Here is a 16,612-nt window from a genome sequence, read left to right on the forward strand (position 1 = left end):
GGTCTCCTTTCAGGAGGCTGCTTCTGGGACGGCACCGGGCGGGACGGTCGACCAGCCGCCGTCGACCACGAGATTGGCGCCCGTGATGTACGACGCCTCGTCGGAAGCCAGGAACACAGCCGCGTCGACCACGTCGTCCGGTGTGCCGGTGCGGCCGAGCGGGATGTGCCGGGCGATGGAGCGCATCGGGTGGTCGGCGGCGAGGAGGTCGGCGGGGGAGCCGTCCGTGTCGATCATTTCGGGGCTGACGCAGTTGGCTCGGACGCCGTACGGGGTGAGGACGCAGCCGCGGCTGTCGATCAGGTGCGCCCAGGCGGCCCGCACGGTGAGCCACACCGAGTCGAGTCCGGCGCGCACGGTGAAGGCGAAGTCCTGCTGGACGTCGCCGCCGACCACGAGCGCGCCCTCGGCGGCGAACCGCAGGGCCGCGGCCCGGCCCTGCCCGCGGGCCGTGCCGGAGATCAGCGCGACCTTGCCCTCGAGCCGCTTCACGAGGACACCTCGCGCAGCGCGTCGGAGACCGACTTGACCCCGCCGTGCGCGGTCATCCCGCCGTCGACGGGGATGTCGGCACCGGTGATGAACGACGACTCGTCCGACAGCAGGAACACGACCAGCGGAGCGACCTCGTCGACGGTTCCGGTGCGGCCCAGCGGGGTCTCCCGGATGTTGGCCTCGCGGAACGCGGGGGCGGCCGAGGCGGTCATCTCGGTCTCGATGTAGCTGGGGTGGATCGTGTTGACGCGGATGCCTCGCGGGCCGAGTTCCAGCGCGGCCGTCCTGGACAGTCCCCGCAGCCCCCACTTGCTCGCGGTGTACGCGACGGGGTAATGGGCCGTGAGGGCCGCGGAGGAGCCGACGTTCACGACGGACGAGCCGGCCGGCATGAGCGGTGCGAGGTGCTGGATGCCGAGGAGCGGGCCGGTGACGTTGACGGCGTGGACCCGGTCGAAGTCCTCGGCCCGGACGTCGCCGAGGCGGGCGCGCCAGGTGATGCCGGCGTTCTTGACCAGCCCGTGCACCTGCCCGTACGACTCCCTCAGTTCGGCGGCGAGGCCGGCCCAGTCCTCTGCGCTGGTCACGTCGAGGCGACGGCAGCCGCCCTCCGGCCGTACGTCGGTGGCGATCACCCGGGCACCCTCCCGGTTCAGCGCCTCCGCCTCCGCGGCGCCCTGGCCGCGGGCCGCACCGGTGACCACGACGACTTTGCCGAGCAGCCGCTTGGGGTGCAGGTCGCTCACGGCCGCTCCCGGGACCGGCGTCGGCCGGTCGGCAGCGGCACCGGGTCGGTGCCGGGGACGACCGTGTTGGACACGGTGCCGATTCCTTCCACCGTGAGGGTGACGGTGTCGCCGGGCTTGAGGGGCGGCGGGGTCTGTTCGCCGCGCAGACCCCACAGTTCGGCGAGGCAGCCGCCGTTGCCGCAGGTGCCGGAACCCAGGACGTCACCGGGCAGGACGCGGGTGCCGCGGGAGGCGTAGGCCACCATCTCCTCGAACGTCCAGCTCATGTTGGACAGGCAGTCCCGGCCGACGACCTCGCCGTTGACCTCGGCTGTGAGCGCGAGTCGCAGGAAACCGTCGGCGTCCCGGTACGGCTCCAGCTCGTCGGCGGTGACCAGGTGGGGGCCGAGGGTGGTGGCGGTGTCCTTGCCCTTGCAGGGGCCGAGACCGACCCTCATCTCCGCGGACTGCAGGTCGCGCGCGGACCAGTCGTTGAAGACGGTGTAGCCGACGATGTGGTCGCGGGCTCGCTCGGGGGTGAGGTCGTGGCCCTCGCGGCCGATGACGGCGGCCACCTCGAGTTCGAAGTCGAGCACACTCGAGCCGGGCGGGACGGGGATGTCGTCGTGCGGGCCGTGGATCGCGTGCGGGTTGGTGAAGTAGAACGTCGGCGCGGCGTACCACTGCTCGGGCACGACGGCGGCCCCGTCCACCGAGCGCCGGACGCCCTCGACATGCTCCTCGAAGGTGACGAAGTCCCTTACGGACACGGGCTGGAGCGGCGGCAGCAGCCGTACCTCCGACACGTGCGGGCCGGGTGCTGCGTCGAGCGCGGCGGCGCCCGCGGTGAGCAGGCCGGCAAGACCGCCGCATTCCGACAGGAGGGTGGTGAGCGAGGTGACTCCGGGCAGCGGCAGCAGGGTGCCGTCGTCCTCCACGACGGCCACGCGACGGCGGCGCTGGTGTTCGTATGCGGCGAAACGCATGGTGCGGCTCCGGGCAGGCTGGGGCCCGGGGGCGCGGCGGGACCGGGTCAGGGCGGGTGACAGGGTCGGCCGCGCCCCCGGGGGCGGGCGTGGGATCAGACCGGCGGGGCGACGAAGACGCCGCGGTCGACGTCGTTGAAGGACTCCTTGGCGATCAGTTCGTTCATGGGATTGGCCGTGCCCCACTGGTCGGTGACCTCGGGCTGCGAGAAGTCGTAGACGTGCGGGTGCCAGGTGTCCTCGTCGAGGAGCTCCAGCTCGGTGGTGTACTCGACGGTGTTGCCGTGCGGGTCGAGGAAGTAGGTGAAGGTGTTGTCGCCCGCCATGTGCCGGCCCGGGCCCCAGATCTTGCGGTGACCGGCACGGATGACCCGGCCGGAGCCGCGCATGTACTCGTCGAGGCCGCGCATCTCGAAGGAGACGTGGTGCAGCGCGGTGTGCGGGCCCTTGGCCAGCGCCATGGAGTGGTGCTGGTTGCTGATCCGCATGAAGTGCATGACCTCGCCCATGTGCGGGGAGCTGAGGGTGTCGGAGAGCCGGAAGCCCAGGTGCTCCTCGTACCACTGGCGAGTGCGGTCCAGGTCGGGGGAGTTGAGGACGACGTGCGACAGCTTGACCGGGATCGCCTCCTTCTCCTCGATCTTGCGGTGCTGCCGCACCTCGACGTCGGCGGAGACCTCGATGGTGCGGCCGTCGACGTCGAAGAAGCGGAAGCCGTAGCCGCCGCCGGGAGTGTCGACCTTGCCCGGCTGGCTGATCAACTGCACACCTTGGGTGAGGAGTTGCTCGGCGAGCGTGTCGACGTCGGCGGCGGACGCGGCTCCGTAGGAGACGAGGTCCAGGCGCTTCTCGTCGGCCCTGCGCAGGCGTACGACGTACTGCTCGGGGGAGCCCTCGGCGGCCAGGAAGGAGATGCCGGAGTCCTCGGCGACCTTGGTCAGCCCCCAGACGCCGGCGTAGAAGTCGAGCTGCTTGTCGTAGTCGGGCACGGCGAGGTCGACGTGCCGCAGGTGGGTGAGCAGGCGCATGGTGTCAGTCCTTCCGGAGGAGGGCGGCCGCGTTGCCACCTCGTACGGCGTCGAAGTCGGCGTCGGTCAGGTCCGCCGCGCGCAGTGCGCCCAGCGGGTCGTCCGTGCCCATGTCGAAGGGGAAGTCGGAGCCGAGCAGCACCCGGTCGGGTCCGACGGCGCGGATGAGCTCGCGCAGCACGTGCGGGTCGTGCACCAGGGAGTCGAAGTACAGGCGGCTGAGGTAACTGCTGGGCAGACGGGCGCAGCCTGCTCCGGCGTCGGAGCGGGTCCGCCAGGCGTGGTCGGAGCGGCCGATGTGCGTGGGCAGGTAGCCGCCTCCGTGGGCCGCGATCAGCCGCAGGTCCGGATGGCGGTCCAGGACTCCGGAGAAGATCAGGTGGGAGAGCGCGACGGCGTTCTCCACCGGCTGCCCGACGGTGTTGGACAGGTACCAGCGGTCGAGCCGTTCGTCGAGCGTGCAGCCGAAGGGGTGCAGGAAGACGATCGCGTCCGACTCCTCGGCCCGGGTCCAGAAGGGCTCGTACGCCGGGTCGGAGAGTTCCCGCCCCGGTGCGTGGCTGGAGATCTCGACGCCCAACAGGCCCTGTTCCATGGCGTGTTCGAGGGCGTGCACAGCCTGCCGGGGGTGTTGCAGCGGTACGAGACCCAGGCCGCGCAACCGGTCGGGAGCGGCGGAACAGTGCGCCGCCGTCGCCTCGTTGGCGAGCCGGTACACCTTCTCCGCCGTCTCCTCGTCCGCCCAGTAGTGGTAGTGCGACGGCGAGGGACTGACCAGTTGGACGTCCACCCCCTGGGCGTCCATCGCGGCCAGCCGCACGGCGGGGTCGGTCATGCGCGGGACACGCTCGCGCACCATCGGCCCGTTGACGGCGAGTGCCGCCGGACCGTTGCGCCGGGCGTCCAGCGCCTTCGCCTCAGCCAGTCCCGGCAGGTCGGCCACCAGGGCCTCGACTTCGGGCAGCAGGACGTGGGCGTGGACGTCCACGGTGGGGGCCGGGGTCACGGCAGCTCCCGCAGCATCGTCATGGTGCGGCCCATCAGGCCGGGGACGTCGGCGTCACGGACGCCGTCGAGCTGCCACTGCCCGATCTGCACGGACGCTTCCACGACCGGTCGGACGCGGGCCATCCGCCGCGCGTAGTAGGCCTGGAAGAGAGCGTCGTCCCAGGTGTCCGACTCGGTCAGCAGTTGGCTGAGCACCCACGCGTCCTCCAGGGACAGGGCCGCGCCCTGCGCGAGTGTGGGCGGACAGCAGTGCGCGGCGTCGCCGATCAGCACCACCCGGCCGCGGTGCCAGACACCCTCCACCAACAGCCGGTCGAACCATGTGTAGTTGACCTTCGCCGGGTCGGTGATGTGCTCGGTGATCTCCGGCCAGTGGCCCCCGTAGGCGGAGGCGAGGCGCCGCATCTCGTCGGCGTACGTCCCGGGCGGGATCGCGGCGCGGTCGCGGTTCGCCTCGACGACGTACGCGTACAGGGTGGCGTCGCTGGTGGGGCAGTAGCCGGCGATGTAGGCGGGGCCGCCGTAGGCGAGGTCGGTGCGGGTCACTCCGGCCGGGCGCGGGGCGGCGATGCGCCAGATGGCCATGCCGGTGGGCTCGGGCTTGTAGTGGATGCCGATCGCCGCGCGGGTCGAGGAGGCAAGGCCGTCGGCCGCGATGACCAGGTCGTAGCGGGCCTCGCTGCCGTCCGAGAACCGTATCGAGACCCCGTCCGCGTCCTGGCCGAGGATCTCGGCGGTCGTGCCGAGTCGCACGCCGGCACCACTGGCCCGGACGGCGTCGATCAGGATCTGCTGGAGCTGGGGGCGCTGCATGCCGATCGTGGCGGGCAGATCGTCGCCGCCGGTGCGCAGGTCCCGGGCGACGTGCAGGACGGTGCCGTCGGGAGCGGTGATGCCGACGGAGCCGAAACCGAAGCCGGACGCCTCGACCTGCTCCCAGACGCCGAGTTCACGCAGGACGCGCAGGGCGTTGCCCTGGAGGGTGATTCCGGAGCCGGCGGTGGCGTTCCAGTCGTCCTTGGCTTCGGTCAGGTCCACCGTGAAGCCGGCGCGACGCAGGAAGACCGTCGCGGCGTTGCCTGCGGCGCCACCACCGATCACCAGGACTGTGCGGGGGCTGCTCATGAGGGAACTCCCTTGTTCCGTAGGCTATTTGACCGCGATCGGGTTGACGGGTGAGCCGACCGCTCCGGTGATGGGCAGAGGTGCGGCGGTGAGCCAGAACGCGTACGCGCCGTCACGGGCACAGTCCTCGGCGAGAGCGTCCAGGTCCCACATCTCACCGATCAGCAGGCCGATGTTCGGGATGGCGACCTGGTGCAGGGGCTGGAAGGCGTGGTCGAACTCGTTGGGGCGGACCTCGAACCCCCAGGTGTCGGTGGCGATGGCGGCGATCTCGCTGGAGTGCAGCCAGCCGGCGGTGGTGAACGACAGGCCCGGCGCGCTGCCGCCCGCGTAGTCGCCCCAGCCCTCGCGGCGTGCGCGGGCCAACTGCCCGGTGCGGACCAGCACGATGTCACCGCGTCCGACGCTCACCCGGTGCGCCTCGGCCGTCGCCGTCAGATGGTCCTCGGTGATCGCGAACCCGTCCGGCAGTTCCCCGTCCGTGCCGATCACCCGGCCGACGTCCAGCAGCACACCGCGACCGGCGACGTGCGGCGCCATGTGCTCGATGCCGGTGACGAGGTCGCCGTCGGAGGTGACGACCTTCTCGGCCGGGCGGCCGTTCCACGCCTTGCCGTGGTCGAAGATGTGGCCGAGTCCGTCCCATTGGGTCGAGCACTGGAGCGGCATCGCGATGACGTCGTCGGCGCCGCCGATCCCGTGCGGGAAACCCTGGGTGCCGAGGGCCGCGTCGGTGCCGGTGTCCAGCATGGTGTGCACCGGGTTGGTGCGGCGCCGCCAGCCCTTCTGCGGGCCGTTCATGTCGAAGGACTGCGACAGCGAGAAGCTGACGCCGCGCCGGACCAGGGCCGCGCCCTCACGGCGCTTGTCCTCGTCGAGGAAGTTCAGGGTGCCGAGCCGGTCGTCCTCGCCCCAACGCCCCCAGTTGGAGTACGCCTTGGCGGCCTCGGCGATCGAGCCCTCGGGGTCCTGGCGGTTCATACGGCGCCCTCCGCGACACAACGGGTGCGCTGGAGCCCGAGTCCGGCGACCGAACCCTCCATGACGTCGCCGTCGCGCAGCAGCCGCCCCCAGTGCATGCCGTTGCCGGCCGGGCTGCCGGTCAGGACCAGGTCGCCGGGGAGCAGGCGTGCGGTCCGGGAGGCGTACGCGACCATCCGCGCGACCTTGAAGATCATGTCCTTGGTGGACTCGTCCTGCATGGTGTCGCCGTTGAGCTTGAGCGTGACGCGCAGGTCGTCGGGGTCGGCGATCGACTCGGCCGGCACCAGCCAGGGGCCCAGCGGGGTGAAACCGGGCGCGTTCTTGCTGCGCAGCCAGTCCGTGCCGATCTGCGGCATGTCCCGGCGGAACACGGTGGCCCGGTCGGTCAGGTCGTTGGCGATCGTGTAGCCGGCGATGTGTTCGGACGCCTCCTCCACCGACACCTGGTAGGCCGCCTTGCCGATGACGACCGCCAGCTCCAGTTCCCAGTCGGGTTGCTCGGCCCATCCGGGCAGGACGACGTCGTCGTACGGGCCGGTGATCGAGGTGGGCAGGCCGATGAAGACGTACGGCAGGTCCTCGGTGGCCCGCCGGTCCATGATCTCGGCGGCCTCCGCGCGCCGCTCGCTCTCCGGCCGGTCGTCTCCCGGGGCGCGGTGGGCGACGTGCAGGTCGATCACGTGCTGCCGGTAGTTCGCACCCGACTGGAACACCTGACGGGGAGCCACCGGCGCGTGCACGTGCAGGTCCGCGACGGCCGTACGCCTCAGGCCGGTGTCGGAGGCGAGGACGCGCAGTCGCGGCAGGGCCGTCTCCCAGCTGTCCAGCACGTCCAGCGTCGTCAGCCGGTCGTCGCCGAAGGCGTCCCGCAGATCGAGGGCCTGACCGTCGGGGGTGACCAGGGCGGGGAACCGGGGCCCGTCAGGGGCGGAGAGGGTGGCGAGTGCGAACGGTCCGGCGAAGAGCACGGACGCGGGTTCGGGTTTCACGGACATGTCCTCCTGATTGCGGTGGGACTAATCTGGACCCGCACCACGTGATCAGGGAAATCGATTCTGTGGATGATCTGCATCCACCCCGTTTATCTTCATCGTTGGCCGCTCCACCGCAAGGGACCGATCCGTGAACCTGGCCCGTCTCGACCTCAATCTCGTCGTAGCCCTGCGCGCCCTGCTGGAGGAGCGGAACGTCACCCGCGCGGGGCAGCGGATCGGTCTGAGCCAGCCCGCGATGAGCGCCGCCCTCGCCCGGCTGCGCCGGCACTTCGGCGACGACCTGCTCGCACGCGTCGGCGGCCACTACGAGCTCACCGCACTCGGCCAGGTCCTCCTCGACCGCACCGCCTCCGCCTACGACCTGCTGGAACGCCTCTTCTCCAGCCAGGCGGACTTCGACCCGGCCAAGGAGACCCGCGAGTTCAAACTGGTCGCCTCCGACTACGCCGTCTCCGTCTTCGGCACCGAACTCGCCCGCCTCGTGCACGAGGAGGCCCCCGGCATCCGGCTGCGCTTCACCCAGACCCCGCCGACCGTCATCGACAGCACCGCGACCCTGCTGAGCGCCACCGACGGCCTGCTCATGCCCCACGGCGTGATCAGCGACTTTCCCGCCACCGACCTCTACGACGACCGGTGGGTGTTCCTCGTGGCACGGGACCACCCCGACGTGGGGGACCGGCTCACCCGTGACGACCTGGCGAGGCTGCCCTGGGTGACGTACCAGCGCACCTACGACGCGCCCGCCGTACGGCAGCTCGGCATGCTCGGGATCGAACCGCGCGTCGAGGTGTCCGTCGACAGCTTCCAGCTCCTGCCCCTGATGATCGCCGACACCCGGCGCATCGCTCTGGTCCAGGCGAGGCTGGCGCGGCTGATGGCCCCGATCGCCGCCGTGCGGGTGCTGGAGCCGCCGTACGAGGCGGTGCCACTGCGCGAAGCACTGTGGTGGCATCCGGTCCACACCCATGACGCGGCCCACATCTGGCTGCGCGAGACGGCCGCGCGGGTCGGGGCGGGGCTGCCGCGCGTGGACGAGGCGTGAGGCGGTGAAGGCACCTCATCAGGAGTCGGTTCGGCCGGCCGCGTCCCGCATTTCCTCACGCACGACCTCGTGCGGCCACGCTCGGGCGAACACGCGCAGCCCGCGTCGGGTGTGACGGGCTCACCCCCGGTCGTCGCCCTAGTGGCCGGGGGAGTCTGCGACCGGCCCCGCCAGTGTCCAGCCCTCCGCGGTCACCTCGGCGTGCACCTCGCCCTGGGTGACCGGCTCCCCGCAGTGGGCGCAGATCGGGCGGGCGGTGAAGTCATGGTCGTGGTGGCGCAGCTTCATGGGCGGGTCGGTGGCCAGCCAGCGGTCCCCCCAGCGCAGCAGTTCGCGGATGACGCCGAGCAGGTCGCGGCCGGCCTCGGTGAGGTAGTAGCCGTCGTGGCGGGGCTCGTCGGACAGCGGGCGGCGCTCCAGGACCCCGTCGGCGACCAGGCTCTTGAGCCGGGCGGACAGGCGGTCGGTGGGAGCGCCGGTGTTCTTGGCGATCTGGCGGAAGCGGTGGTTGCCGAAGGTGACCTCGCGGACGGCGAGCAGGGACCAGCGGTCGCCCACCACCTGGAGGGCGGCGGCGATCGAGCAGGGGCGGCCGGGGACCTCGTACGGGTCGATGCGTTGTGTGGTCACACCTTTGAGTATCCCGCGTGGGCTTTGATTATCAAAGCTTGGGCAATGTCGGGAGGTCCGCCCCCGCTGTGGTTTGAATATCAAAACGCATCGTGCTTCGCTGGCCCTCATGAGCCCATCGGTTTGGTTTTCAAAGCAACGTGTGGCGTCGACCGTCATCATCTTGGCGGTCTTCATGACCAACCTCGATCTGTGGATCGTCAACGTGGCACTGCCCGCCATGGGCTCGTCCTTCGCCTCTTCCTCCGGCCGAGCGGCCACACTGAGTTCCCTGTCCTGGGTGCTCAACGCCTACGCCATCGTCCTGGCGGCCCTCCTGGTCGTCGCGGGCCGGACGGGGGACCGGATCGGACAGCGGCCGGTGTTCCTCACCGGCGTCAGCGTCTTCACCCTCGCCTCGCTCGCCTGCGCCCTGGCACCGAACCTCGGGACCCTGGTGGCCGCCCGGGCCCTGCAAGCGGCAGGAGCCGCCGCCCAGTTGCCCACCTCCCTGGCGCTCCTGCTGGCCTCCGTACCGACGGAGCACCGGACCCGTGCCACCCGCAACTGGGCGGCCGTGGGCGGGCTCGCAGCCGCCGCGGGCCCCGTCGCCGGCGGACTGCTGGTCCAGGTCGACTGGCGCTGGGTCTTCGTGATCAACATCCCCATCGGTATCGCCACCGTGGCGGCGGGTCTGAGGACCCTGCCCACGACCATGCGCAGGGAGCAGGGCCGCCTGCCCGACCTGGCGGGCGCCCTGCTGATCACCCTGGCGATAGCCGCCCTGTCCGGCGGACTGGTGCAGGCACCGGACTGGGGGTGGCTGGACGCCAGGAGTGTCGCGCTGTTCGCTCTCGCGCTGATCAGCGCCGCCGTGTTCGTCCGCCGCTCGCTCCAGCACACCCACCCGCTGTTCGAGCTGCCGCTGCTGCGCCTCCCACGGTTCGGAGCCGCGAGCACCGGCACCTTCGTGTTCGGCGTCGCCTTCGCCATCATGCTGTTGTCCAACGTCCTGTGGTGCCAGGAGATCTGGCACTGGAGCGCCCTGCGCACCGGCGTGGCGATGGTGCCCGGCCCCGCCCTGGTCCCCGTGGTCACCCTGCTCACCGCGCGCGCCGCGCAACGTCTTGGCCACGGACCGCTGGTGACGACGGGCGGACTGCTCTTCGCCGCCGCGATGCTCTGGCGCACGTGCTTCGCCTCGCTTGACGCCGACTACTGGCTCGACCTGCTGCCCAGTCAGGTCCTGGGCGGCGTGGGCGTCGGGCTGACCCTCGGCACCCTGGTCGCCGCCGGCGTCAGCTCCCTGCCCGCCCACCGGGCGGCCACCGGATCGGCCCTGGTCAACTCCGTGCGCCAGATCTCCGCCACCGTGGGCGTCGCGCTCCTCGTAGCCATCGTCGGCACCCATGTCGGCCCCGCCCAGCGGCAGGACTTCCGCGCCGCGTGGCTGGTGGCGGCGGCGCTGAGCGCCGCCGCGGCCGTCGTCGGCGTCTGGATCACCCGCACCGCCACCCGCACCGGCGAGGCCGCCGCCCTGGCCCCCGCCCCGGCCACCCCGCTGACCGAACCGCGCTGAACCACTCACCCTCACACCTGCTGGAGTCCACGCCCCCCGTAACGCAGTGAAGGACGAACGCACCGGTTCCGTCACGGAGAAGCAGTCGTGCGAGGATTCGGCGCCGGTGTCCGACCCGCCGGGCTGACCTGGCCGATTGGCGTTCGGCGAGCAGAGAAGGTGCACATGCGTCCCCACACGATCAACGTCAAGCACACGGCCCTCGTCGCCGTGGTGGCGATTCTCGCCACCGGCTGTGGCGCGGGAGCCGGACCCGCAGCCCCGGTGGTCACCACCGCCCCTGTCCCTTCCCCTGCTTCCACATCGGCGCCCTTCGGCCAAAGGGACGTTCGGATGGACCTGCAAGCGGCCGTCGCGGCAGCCGGACTGACGGGCGGCAAGGTGAAGGCAGGGTTTGGTGTGCCCAAGGCGGCACACGCCCCCACCGGCACCGAAAAGGGACGCAGGATCACCGCTCTCGCCAAGCGGCTGACCCCATGTGTGGTCTCCTGGTCGCCGACCGAGAAGGACCACCGCTCGCCCAACTCCGCCGATCCGGCCGGCACACGGCGGCACTTGCAGGTCATGCTGTCCGGCCTCTCGGCACGGGGCTGGAACGAGAGCAAACCTTCCCAGGAGGCACCGGTCGGGGGCGCTGGAACCTACTTCATGGCCACATACAAGAAGAAGGGCTGGTTCCTCCACGCTCGCCATCTCACAGCCCCCGCGCTCGATCGGTTGACGTTCATGGCCGTGGAGGATGCCTGCTTCAAGCGACTCACCGCCGAGGAGCGAGCACTCATCGCAGACTGATCGGCGGGGTCGGGCGGGTCACAGCAGGCCGGGCCGCTGCCATTCGGTGCCGAGGACGTGGTGGTCGAGGAAGTTGAGGAACGTCTCGTACCACAGGCGCGCGTGGTTCGGCTGGAGGATCCAGTGGTTCTCGTCCGGGAAGTAGAGGTAACTCGCGGGTACTTCGTGCCGCTGCAGTTCCTGGAAGAGCGTGGCGCCCTGTCCGACGGGCACGCGATAGTCCTTCGCGCCATGGATGACCAGCATCGGAGTGCGGATCTTCGCGACGTCCAAGTGCGGCGAGTCGGCCTCGTAGCGCTCGGGGCGGGTCAGCGGATCGCCGAAGATCTGCTGGAAGTACCAGGGCACATCGGTGTCGCCCTGGAACGCCCGCAGGTCCCACAGACCCGCATGGCTGACGATCGCCTTGAAGCGGTCCGTGCTGGTGGCCACCCGGTTCGCCATGTATCCGCCGTACGAGCCGCCGGCGAGCGCCGAACGTGAGGCATCGATGTCGTCGCGGGCCTCGGTCGCGTCGGTCAGCGCGATCACGTCGGTGTAGGGACGCCCGCCCCACTGCCCCCAGCCGCGCCGGTGGTTGATCTGCCCGTACCCGGTCGACAGGGCCGGATCCGGCAACAGAACCGCATAGCCGCGCGCGGCGAACGGCCACGGGTTCCAGCGCCAGGTCCAGCCGTTCCAGCTGGACTGCGGTCCACCGTGGACGGCGACGAGCAGGGGGGCGGGCTGCTCGGCGGACGCGCCCTCGGGCAGCACGAGCCAGCCGCGCAGCACGAATCCGTCGTCCGCCTCCGCGTGCACCTCGGTGAGTGTCCCGGGCAGGTCCCCGACGCCACCCGGGGCGGGCAGCTCGACCGGGGTCTGTTCGGCGAGGCCGGCGTCGATCCGGACGGGCGCAGGCGGCGCGTCGACCGCGTGGCGCAGGGCGTAGAGCGTCCGGCCGTCCGGGCTCACGGTCAGCGAGCCGTACGCGCCGGAGACGGTGAGGCGGGTGACGCTGCCGTCCGGGTCGCGCCGGAAGACGGGGGCGTGCCCTTGCTCGTCGGATGTGAAGAAGAGCGTGTCGTCCACCGGTGAACAGACCACGCCGGCGGGCCAGTTGTCGAATCCGGGCAGCAGGTCCCGCACCGTGCCGTCGGCCAGGTCGATCCGGACGAGAGTCGCCTCCCAGGGGTCGTCGTAGGTCGGGTAGCGCATCCGGCAGCACACGAGGGCCGAGCCGTCGTGGGTGAACCTCGGCGCCTCGTAGAGGTGCTCCAGGTCACCGACGACGTGGATCTCGTCACCGCTCACCGAGTCGGCCACCACCACCGCGGTGCGATGTTCGGCCGGGACCCGCCCGGGCACGAACCGCCGGTACGCGACGCGCGTGCCGTCCGGGGACAACGCCGCGTCCCCGGGATCCTCCAGACCGACCCCCTGCCCACCGGCGACGACCGGTTCCGCGTCAACACCTGCACGGACAAAGGTGTGCGGCTCCTCAGGGCCGAGGTCGTGGTCCCAGGCGCGGGTAGGACCGGTCTCGTACAGGATCGCGGTGACCTTCGCGTCCCTTCGCGCCGCGCGCAGCTTTCCGTGTGCCTCGGCGTCAGCGGCCCCCGGGAGAAGCCCGGCGGTGTGGCACAGCGCACCGGAGTCGCGGGCCACGGTGACCGCGGCGATCCCGCCGGGGTGCCGGGCCACGACGACGGCCTCCCCGCGCGGCGGCAACGCCCACAGCGCGGCACCCTCATCGCCGTCCGCGGCGGCCCGTTCGGACAGGAAGTACAGCGCTCCGTCCGGACCGAACACCGGCCCCGACTCGCCCTTGTCGGACCGGGTCAGCCGTAGCGCGTCGCGCTCCCCGGTCGGATCGATCTCCCACAGACCGGACACGAACCGCGTCCCGTCCTCGGACAACGACTGCACGGCGGCGACAAGACGAGTGCCGTCGGCTGACAGGGCAAGGGAGTTGACGCGTGGGCAGGCGACGAAGGCGGACAGGTCACGGAAGGTGGACGGGCCACCGGAGGACTCGGTCATGCGGGCGATTGTCGCTCGCGCGCCACGCGAACGGCCAGAGAGGAGGACGTAAACGCCAGTCTTTCAGCGGCTGTTCGGGCACGCTCGATGCAACTGACAGCCCTGCCCGGTCAGGAGCTGCGACCCCCACCGGCGATCATCGTCACGCGCGTGTGGCTTCCTCGACGACCGCAGGCGCCGCCCCGACACGGCGGTACGTCCGCGACGGCCCGGATGGGAGGGGGAAGGCTGGTCGCGGCCTTCCCCCTCCCGTGCTGCCCAGGGTGGATGCGGGTCAGAAGCCGGCCATCGTGACCTTGCCGATGGCCTTGCCCGATTCCAGGATGCGGTGGGCCTCGCGCAGGTTCGCGGCGTTGATCTTCCCGAGGTCGGTGGTGGCCGTGGTGTTCAGGATCCCGGCGTCCACCAGGCGGGCGACCTGGTCGAGGATGCGGCCCTGTTCCGCGAGGTCGGCGGTCTGGTGCAGGGACCGAGTGAACATGAGTTCCCAGTGGAAGGCGATGCTCTTGGACTTCAGCAGGCCGATCTCGAGCTGGTCGAAGTCGTCGATGGCCACGATGTGGCCGAAGGGCTTGACGAAGTCGGCGTAGGCAGCCAGGTTCCGTTGGGTGGCGGCGGTGCTGAAGACGAAGTCGACGCCGTCCGGAGCGATCTCGCGTACCTGCGGGACGAGGGGCTCGCGGTGGTCGACGGTGTGCGCGGCACCGAAACGCCGGGCGAACTCGGCGGTCTCGGGCCGGGACGCGGTTCCGATCACCGTCAGGCTGGTCAGGGCGCGGGCCAGCTGGGAGACCATCGCGCCGACGCCACCTGCGGCGGCGGTGACCAGCAGCGTGCCCGTCTGCTTGAGGGCGTCGTTGTGCAGACCGAGGTGCTCGAACAGGCCCTCCCAGGCGGTCAGCGACGTGAGGGGCAGCGCTGCGGCCTCGGCGAAGGACAGGGAAGTCGGCTTGTGGCCGACGATCCGCTCGTCCACCACGTGGAAGAGCGAGTTGGCGCCCGGCCGGTCGATGGCTCCGGCGTAGAAGACCTCGTCACCCACCTGGAAGGACTCGACCCCCTCGCCGACGGCGACAACGGTGCCGGCTGCGTCCCAGCCCAGGACCTTGGGCTCGCCGCCCGGATCACTGCTCTGGCGGATCTTGTAGTCGACCGGGTTCACCGCAACCGCCTCGACCTGCACGAGCAGGTCGCGCGCCTTTGGCTGGGGTACCGGCAGGGTCGTGTCCACGAGACTCTCCGGGTTCTCGACCGGGAGGTTCTTGAAGTGGGCGACGGCGGGCATGGTCTGCGGGAGCTGGCTCATGAGTGTTCCTTCTGTCGAGTTGTGCACCGGACTTCCGTGCACAACCAACGTAGATCTGAGGAGGTAGTAACCCGCAAGGAGTACTACTATCCTTTGGGAAGTGTGCTGGTGGGTGGGTGAGGACAGAAAGGGGAGGCTCCATGGTGACCCTCTGCGAGTCGAAGAGGCACGACCATCACGACGTGTACGCCGCCCAATGCCCCTGCCGGGACGTGCTGGATCTCCTGGCAAACAAGTGGTCGGCGCTCGCCATCGGGGCGATGGAGGACGGGCCGCAGCGTTTCGGAGCCCTGCAAAAGCGCCTGGAGGGGGTGAGCCCGAAGGTGCTCACTGCAACATTGCGCCGTCTTGAGGACCGGGGCTTCGTGAAGCGGACCATCTACCCCGCAGTGCCGCTGCACGTGGAGTACGAACTGACGGACCTCGGTCACAGCGTCGCGGAACCCTTGGCGCGGCTGCGTGGGTGGGTGGAAGACCACATGGACGAGATCGCCTGACGGCCTCAGGCGCGGCCACTCCGGTCAGCGATCCAGGAACTCATTGACTTCGGGGGCGAAGTCCTCCGCGTGCTGGAGGGAACGCCCTGTCCGGTGACGTTGCAGTGGGTGACCTTGGCGTCCGGCAGCCGCCGGGACATGGCGTACGCGGCGGACGCGTGGATCATCACGTCCCGCGCGCCGTGGTGGCCATGTGTCGCCCGGGGAGGCACCTCTCGTCGTCGAGGCATGCGCAGTGGTTCTGCGTGACCCGTGGGGGAGTCCTTGCCGGCGCGTGCGACTGAGCTGTTGGTTTCCGGGGCCGCGCTGTCGCTGCCCCCTGGGGGCGGCAGCGCGAGGACGCTGACGCCGCCTCGGATGCGGCCGCCGCACCTCCAGGGGTTGTGGGTCCGGGTGTGGGCAGACCTCTTGCTGAGAGGAACCAGGGACCCGCCGACGGCTACGACGTGGGCAGGATCATGAAACGACCGCTGGTCCTCATGGCGGACGCCCCGTTTGCCCGTCAGGACTGGATGTTCTCCAGGTCCTCGAGAAGGCTGGGGTGCTTGGGCTCCCAGTCGAGCGCCTGCCGGGTGTAGGCGCTGGAAGAGGGCTGGTCGCTCGCGAAGATCTGGCCGAGGGGGCCGAAGGTCTCAGCCCCTACCGGTTCGACCGGCAGGTTCAGCCGTCGGCCGATGACTGCCGCGATGTCGCGGACCTGGTCCCCCTCGTCGGCCACGGCGTGCCAGGCGGTGCCCGCTTCGGCGTGTTCCAGGGCGAGCCGGAAGAGAACTGCCGCGTCGAGAGCGTGCACGGCCGGCCAGCGCTGGGTGCCGTCGCCCGGGTAACCGGAGACTCCGGTTCGTCGTGCGATGCCCGTCAACAGGCCGGCGAATCCACCGGAGCCCTGGTTGTGCACCGTGCGCGGCAGGCGTACGGCGCTGGTGCGGACCCCGCGCGAGGCGAGGCCCAGGACCGACATGACCGCACGGCCGCGACCGCCGACCGGCCCCTCGGTCATCAGCGGGTCTGCCTCGGTGGAGGCGCGGCCGGGTACGTGCGGCGTGCCGGAGCAGGTGACGAAGGGGCGGTCGCTGCCGACGAGCTCCTCGCCGAGGGCCGCGAGGGCGGCGCTCTCCTCCGCGACCGACTTGGCGAGGGCGTCGGGGCTGCTGAAGTCGTTGGCGAACGCCAGGTGGATCACCCCGTCCGCCCCGGCGGCGCCGGCGCGCAAGGTGTCCAGGTCTGCGAGGGAGCCGCGCAGGGGCTCGGCGCCGGCCGCGGTCGCGGCCTGCGCGGATGCGTCGGAGCGAGTCAGTGCGAGGACGGTGTGGCCGTTGTCGAGCAGTTCGGCGACGACGGCGGAACCGATCAGGCCGGTGCCGCCGGTGACGAAAACGTGCATGGGAAACTCCCCCAGAAGTGATGGGACTC

Annotated in this window: 16 protein-coding genes; 4 read left to right on the forward strand and 12 right to left on the reverse strand. The window is 70.9% G+C overall.

All coding sequences use genetic code 11. The features are described from left to right. Nucleotides 1–9: 9 nt before the first annotated feature. The 8 genes from ACIQJT_RS40055 to ACIQJT_RS40090 all read right to left on the reverse strand — a co-directional run bounded on the left by ACIQJT_RS40055 (nucleotide 10) and on the right by ACIQJT_RS40090 (nucleotide 7,349). Entirely contained in the window at nucleotides 10–492 is a 483-nt protein-coding gene (locus ACIQJT_RS40055) for an SDR family NAD(P)-dependent oxidoreductase (protein ID WP_402650417.1), read from the reverse strand. Next, nucleotides 489–1,241, reverse strand: coding sequence for an SDR family NAD(P)-dependent oxidoreductase (locus ACIQJT_RS40060; RefSeq protein ID WP_402650418.1), 753 nt, complete (start codon nucleotides 1,239–1,241; stop codon nucleotides 489–491). Before ACIQJT_RS40060 ends, ACIQJT_RS40055 begins: the two co-directional genes overlap by 4 nt. Further along, nucleotides 1,238–2,209: a fumarylacetoacetate hydrolase family protein gene (locus ACIQJT_RS40065; protein ID WP_402650419.1), complete on the reverse strand. Its 972-nt coding sequence runs from the start codon at nucleotides 2,207–2,209 to the stop codon at nucleotides 1,238–1,240. The genes ACIQJT_RS40060 and ACIQJT_RS40065 overlap by 4 nt, the downstream gene beginning before the upstream one ends. Nucleotides 2,210–2,304: 95 nt before the next feature. Next, entirely contained in the window at nucleotides 2,305–3,237 is a 933-nt protein-coding gene (locus ACIQJT_RS40070) for a VOC family protein (protein ID WP_365464718.1), read from the reverse strand. 4 nt (nucleotides 3,238–3,241) lie between these two features. Continuing rightward, the gene (locus ACIQJT_RS40075) at nucleotides 3,242–4,243 is read right to left on the reverse strand and encodes an amidohydrolase family protein (RefSeq protein WP_402650420.1); all 1,002 of its coding nucleotides are present in this window, start codon (nucleotides 4,241–4,243) and stop codon (nucleotides 3,242–3,244) included. Then, nucleotides 4,240–5,370 (reverse strand): FAD-dependent oxidoreductase, encoded by a 1,131-nt coding sequence (locus ACIQJT_RS40080; RefSeq protein WP_402650421.1) that lies wholly within the window; start codon nucleotides 5,368–5,370, stop codon nucleotides 4,240–4,242. Before ACIQJT_RS40080 ends, ACIQJT_RS40075 begins: the two co-directional genes overlap by 4 nt. Nucleotides 5,371–5,394: 24 nt before the next feature. Then, nucleotides 5,395–6,351 carry a cyclase family protein gene (locus ACIQJT_RS40085; RefSeq protein ID WP_402650422.1) on the reverse strand — a complete coding sequence of 319 codons (957 nt, stop codon included), beginning with the start codon at nucleotides 6,349–6,351 and terminating at the stop codon, nucleotides 5,395–5,397. Then, nucleotides 6,348–7,349, reverse strand: coding sequence for a fumarylacetoacetate hydrolase family protein (locus ACIQJT_RS40090; RefSeq protein WP_402650423.1), 1,002 nt, complete (start codon nucleotides 7,347–7,349; stop codon nucleotides 6,348–6,350). Before ACIQJT_RS40090 ends, ACIQJT_RS40085 begins: the two co-directional genes overlap by 4 nt. Before the next feature lie 127 nt (nucleotides 7,350–7,476). On the opposite strand from ACIQJT_RS40090, the gene ACIQJT_RS40095 reads away from it, so the two are divergent. After that, complete coding sequence (locus ACIQJT_RS40095) at nucleotides 7,477–8,394, forward strand: LysR family transcriptional regulator (protein WP_365464732.1); 918 nt, start codon at nucleotides 7,477–7,479, stop codon at nucleotides 8,392–8,394. A gap of 138 nt (nucleotides 8,395–8,532) precedes the next feature. On the opposite strand, the gene ACIQJT_RS40100 is transcribed toward ACIQJT_RS40095, so the two are convergent. Continuing rightward, nucleotides 8,533–9,024 carry a helix-turn-helix domain-containing protein gene (locus tag ACIQJT_RS40100; protein ID WP_365464735.1) on the reverse strand — a complete coding sequence of 164 codons (492 nt, stop codon included), beginning with the start codon at nucleotides 9,022–9,024 and terminating at the stop codon, nucleotides 8,533–8,535. A gap of 109 nt (nucleotides 9,025–9,133) precedes the next feature. Between ACIQJT_RS40100 and ACIQJT_RS40105 the strand changes: the two genes are divergently transcribed. Both ACIQJT_RS40105 and ACIQJT_RS40110 read left to right on the forward strand, forming a co-directional pair. Further along, complete coding sequence (locus tag ACIQJT_RS40105; protein WP_402650424.1) at nucleotides 9,134–10,582, forward strand: MFS transporter; 1,449 nt, start codon at nucleotides 9,134–9,136, stop codon at nucleotides 10,580–10,582. A gap of 333 nt (nucleotides 10,583–10,915) precedes the next feature. Next, nucleotides 10,916–11,374 carry a hypothetical protein gene (locus ACIQJT_RS40110; RefSeq protein ID WP_402650425.1) on the forward strand — a complete coding sequence of 153 codons (459 nt, stop codon included), beginning with the start codon at nucleotides 10,916–10,918 and terminating at the stop codon, nucleotides 11,372–11,374. An 18-nt stretch (nucleotides 11,375–11,392) separates the two neighbouring features. On the opposite strand, the gene ACIQJT_RS40115 is transcribed toward ACIQJT_RS40110, so the two are convergent. Together ACIQJT_RS40115 and ACIQJT_RS40120 are read right to left on the reverse strand one after the other, a co-directional pair. Next, nucleotides 11,393–13,396, reverse strand: a complete 2,004-nt coding sequence (locus tag ACIQJT_RS40115; protein ID WP_402650426.1) for a prolyl oligopeptidase family serine peptidase — start codon at nucleotides 13,394–13,396, stop codon at nucleotides 11,393–11,395. A 274-nt stretch (nucleotides 13,397–13,670) separates the two neighbouring features. Continuing rightward, a complete protein-coding gene (locus ACIQJT_RS40120; protein ID WP_402650427.1) occupies nucleotides 13,671–14,702 on the reverse strand; it encodes a zinc-binding alcohol dehydrogenase family protein in 1,032 nt (343 codons plus the stop codon). Nucleotides 14,703–14,842: 140 nt separating this feature from the next. Here ACIQJT_RS40120 and ACIQJT_RS40125 point away from each other — a divergent pair, with 140 nt between their 5' ends. Continuing rightward, on the forward strand, nucleotides 14,843–15,199 hold the full coding sequence (locus ACIQJT_RS40125) for a helix-turn-helix domain-containing protein (RefSeq protein ID WP_365464747.1): 357 nt from the start codon (nucleotides 14,843–14,845) through the stop codon (nucleotides 15,197–15,199). Nucleotides 15,200–15,701: 502 nt separating this feature from the next. On the opposite strand, the gene ACIQJT_RS40130 is transcribed toward ACIQJT_RS40125, so the two are convergent. Beyond that, on the reverse strand, nucleotides 15,702–16,583 hold the full coding sequence (locus ACIQJT_RS40130; RefSeq protein WP_402650428.1) for an SDR family oxidoreductase: 882 nt from the start codon (nucleotides 16,581–16,583) through the stop codon (nucleotides 15,702–15,704). Between the last annotated feature and the right edge of the window lie 29 nt (nucleotides 16,584–16,612).

Origin of the sequence: Streptomyces sp. NPDC091972 (genome assembly GCF_044756385.1) — a bacterium.
GTDB lineage: Bacteria > Actinomycetota > Actinomycetes > Streptomycetales > Streptomycetaceae > Streptomyces.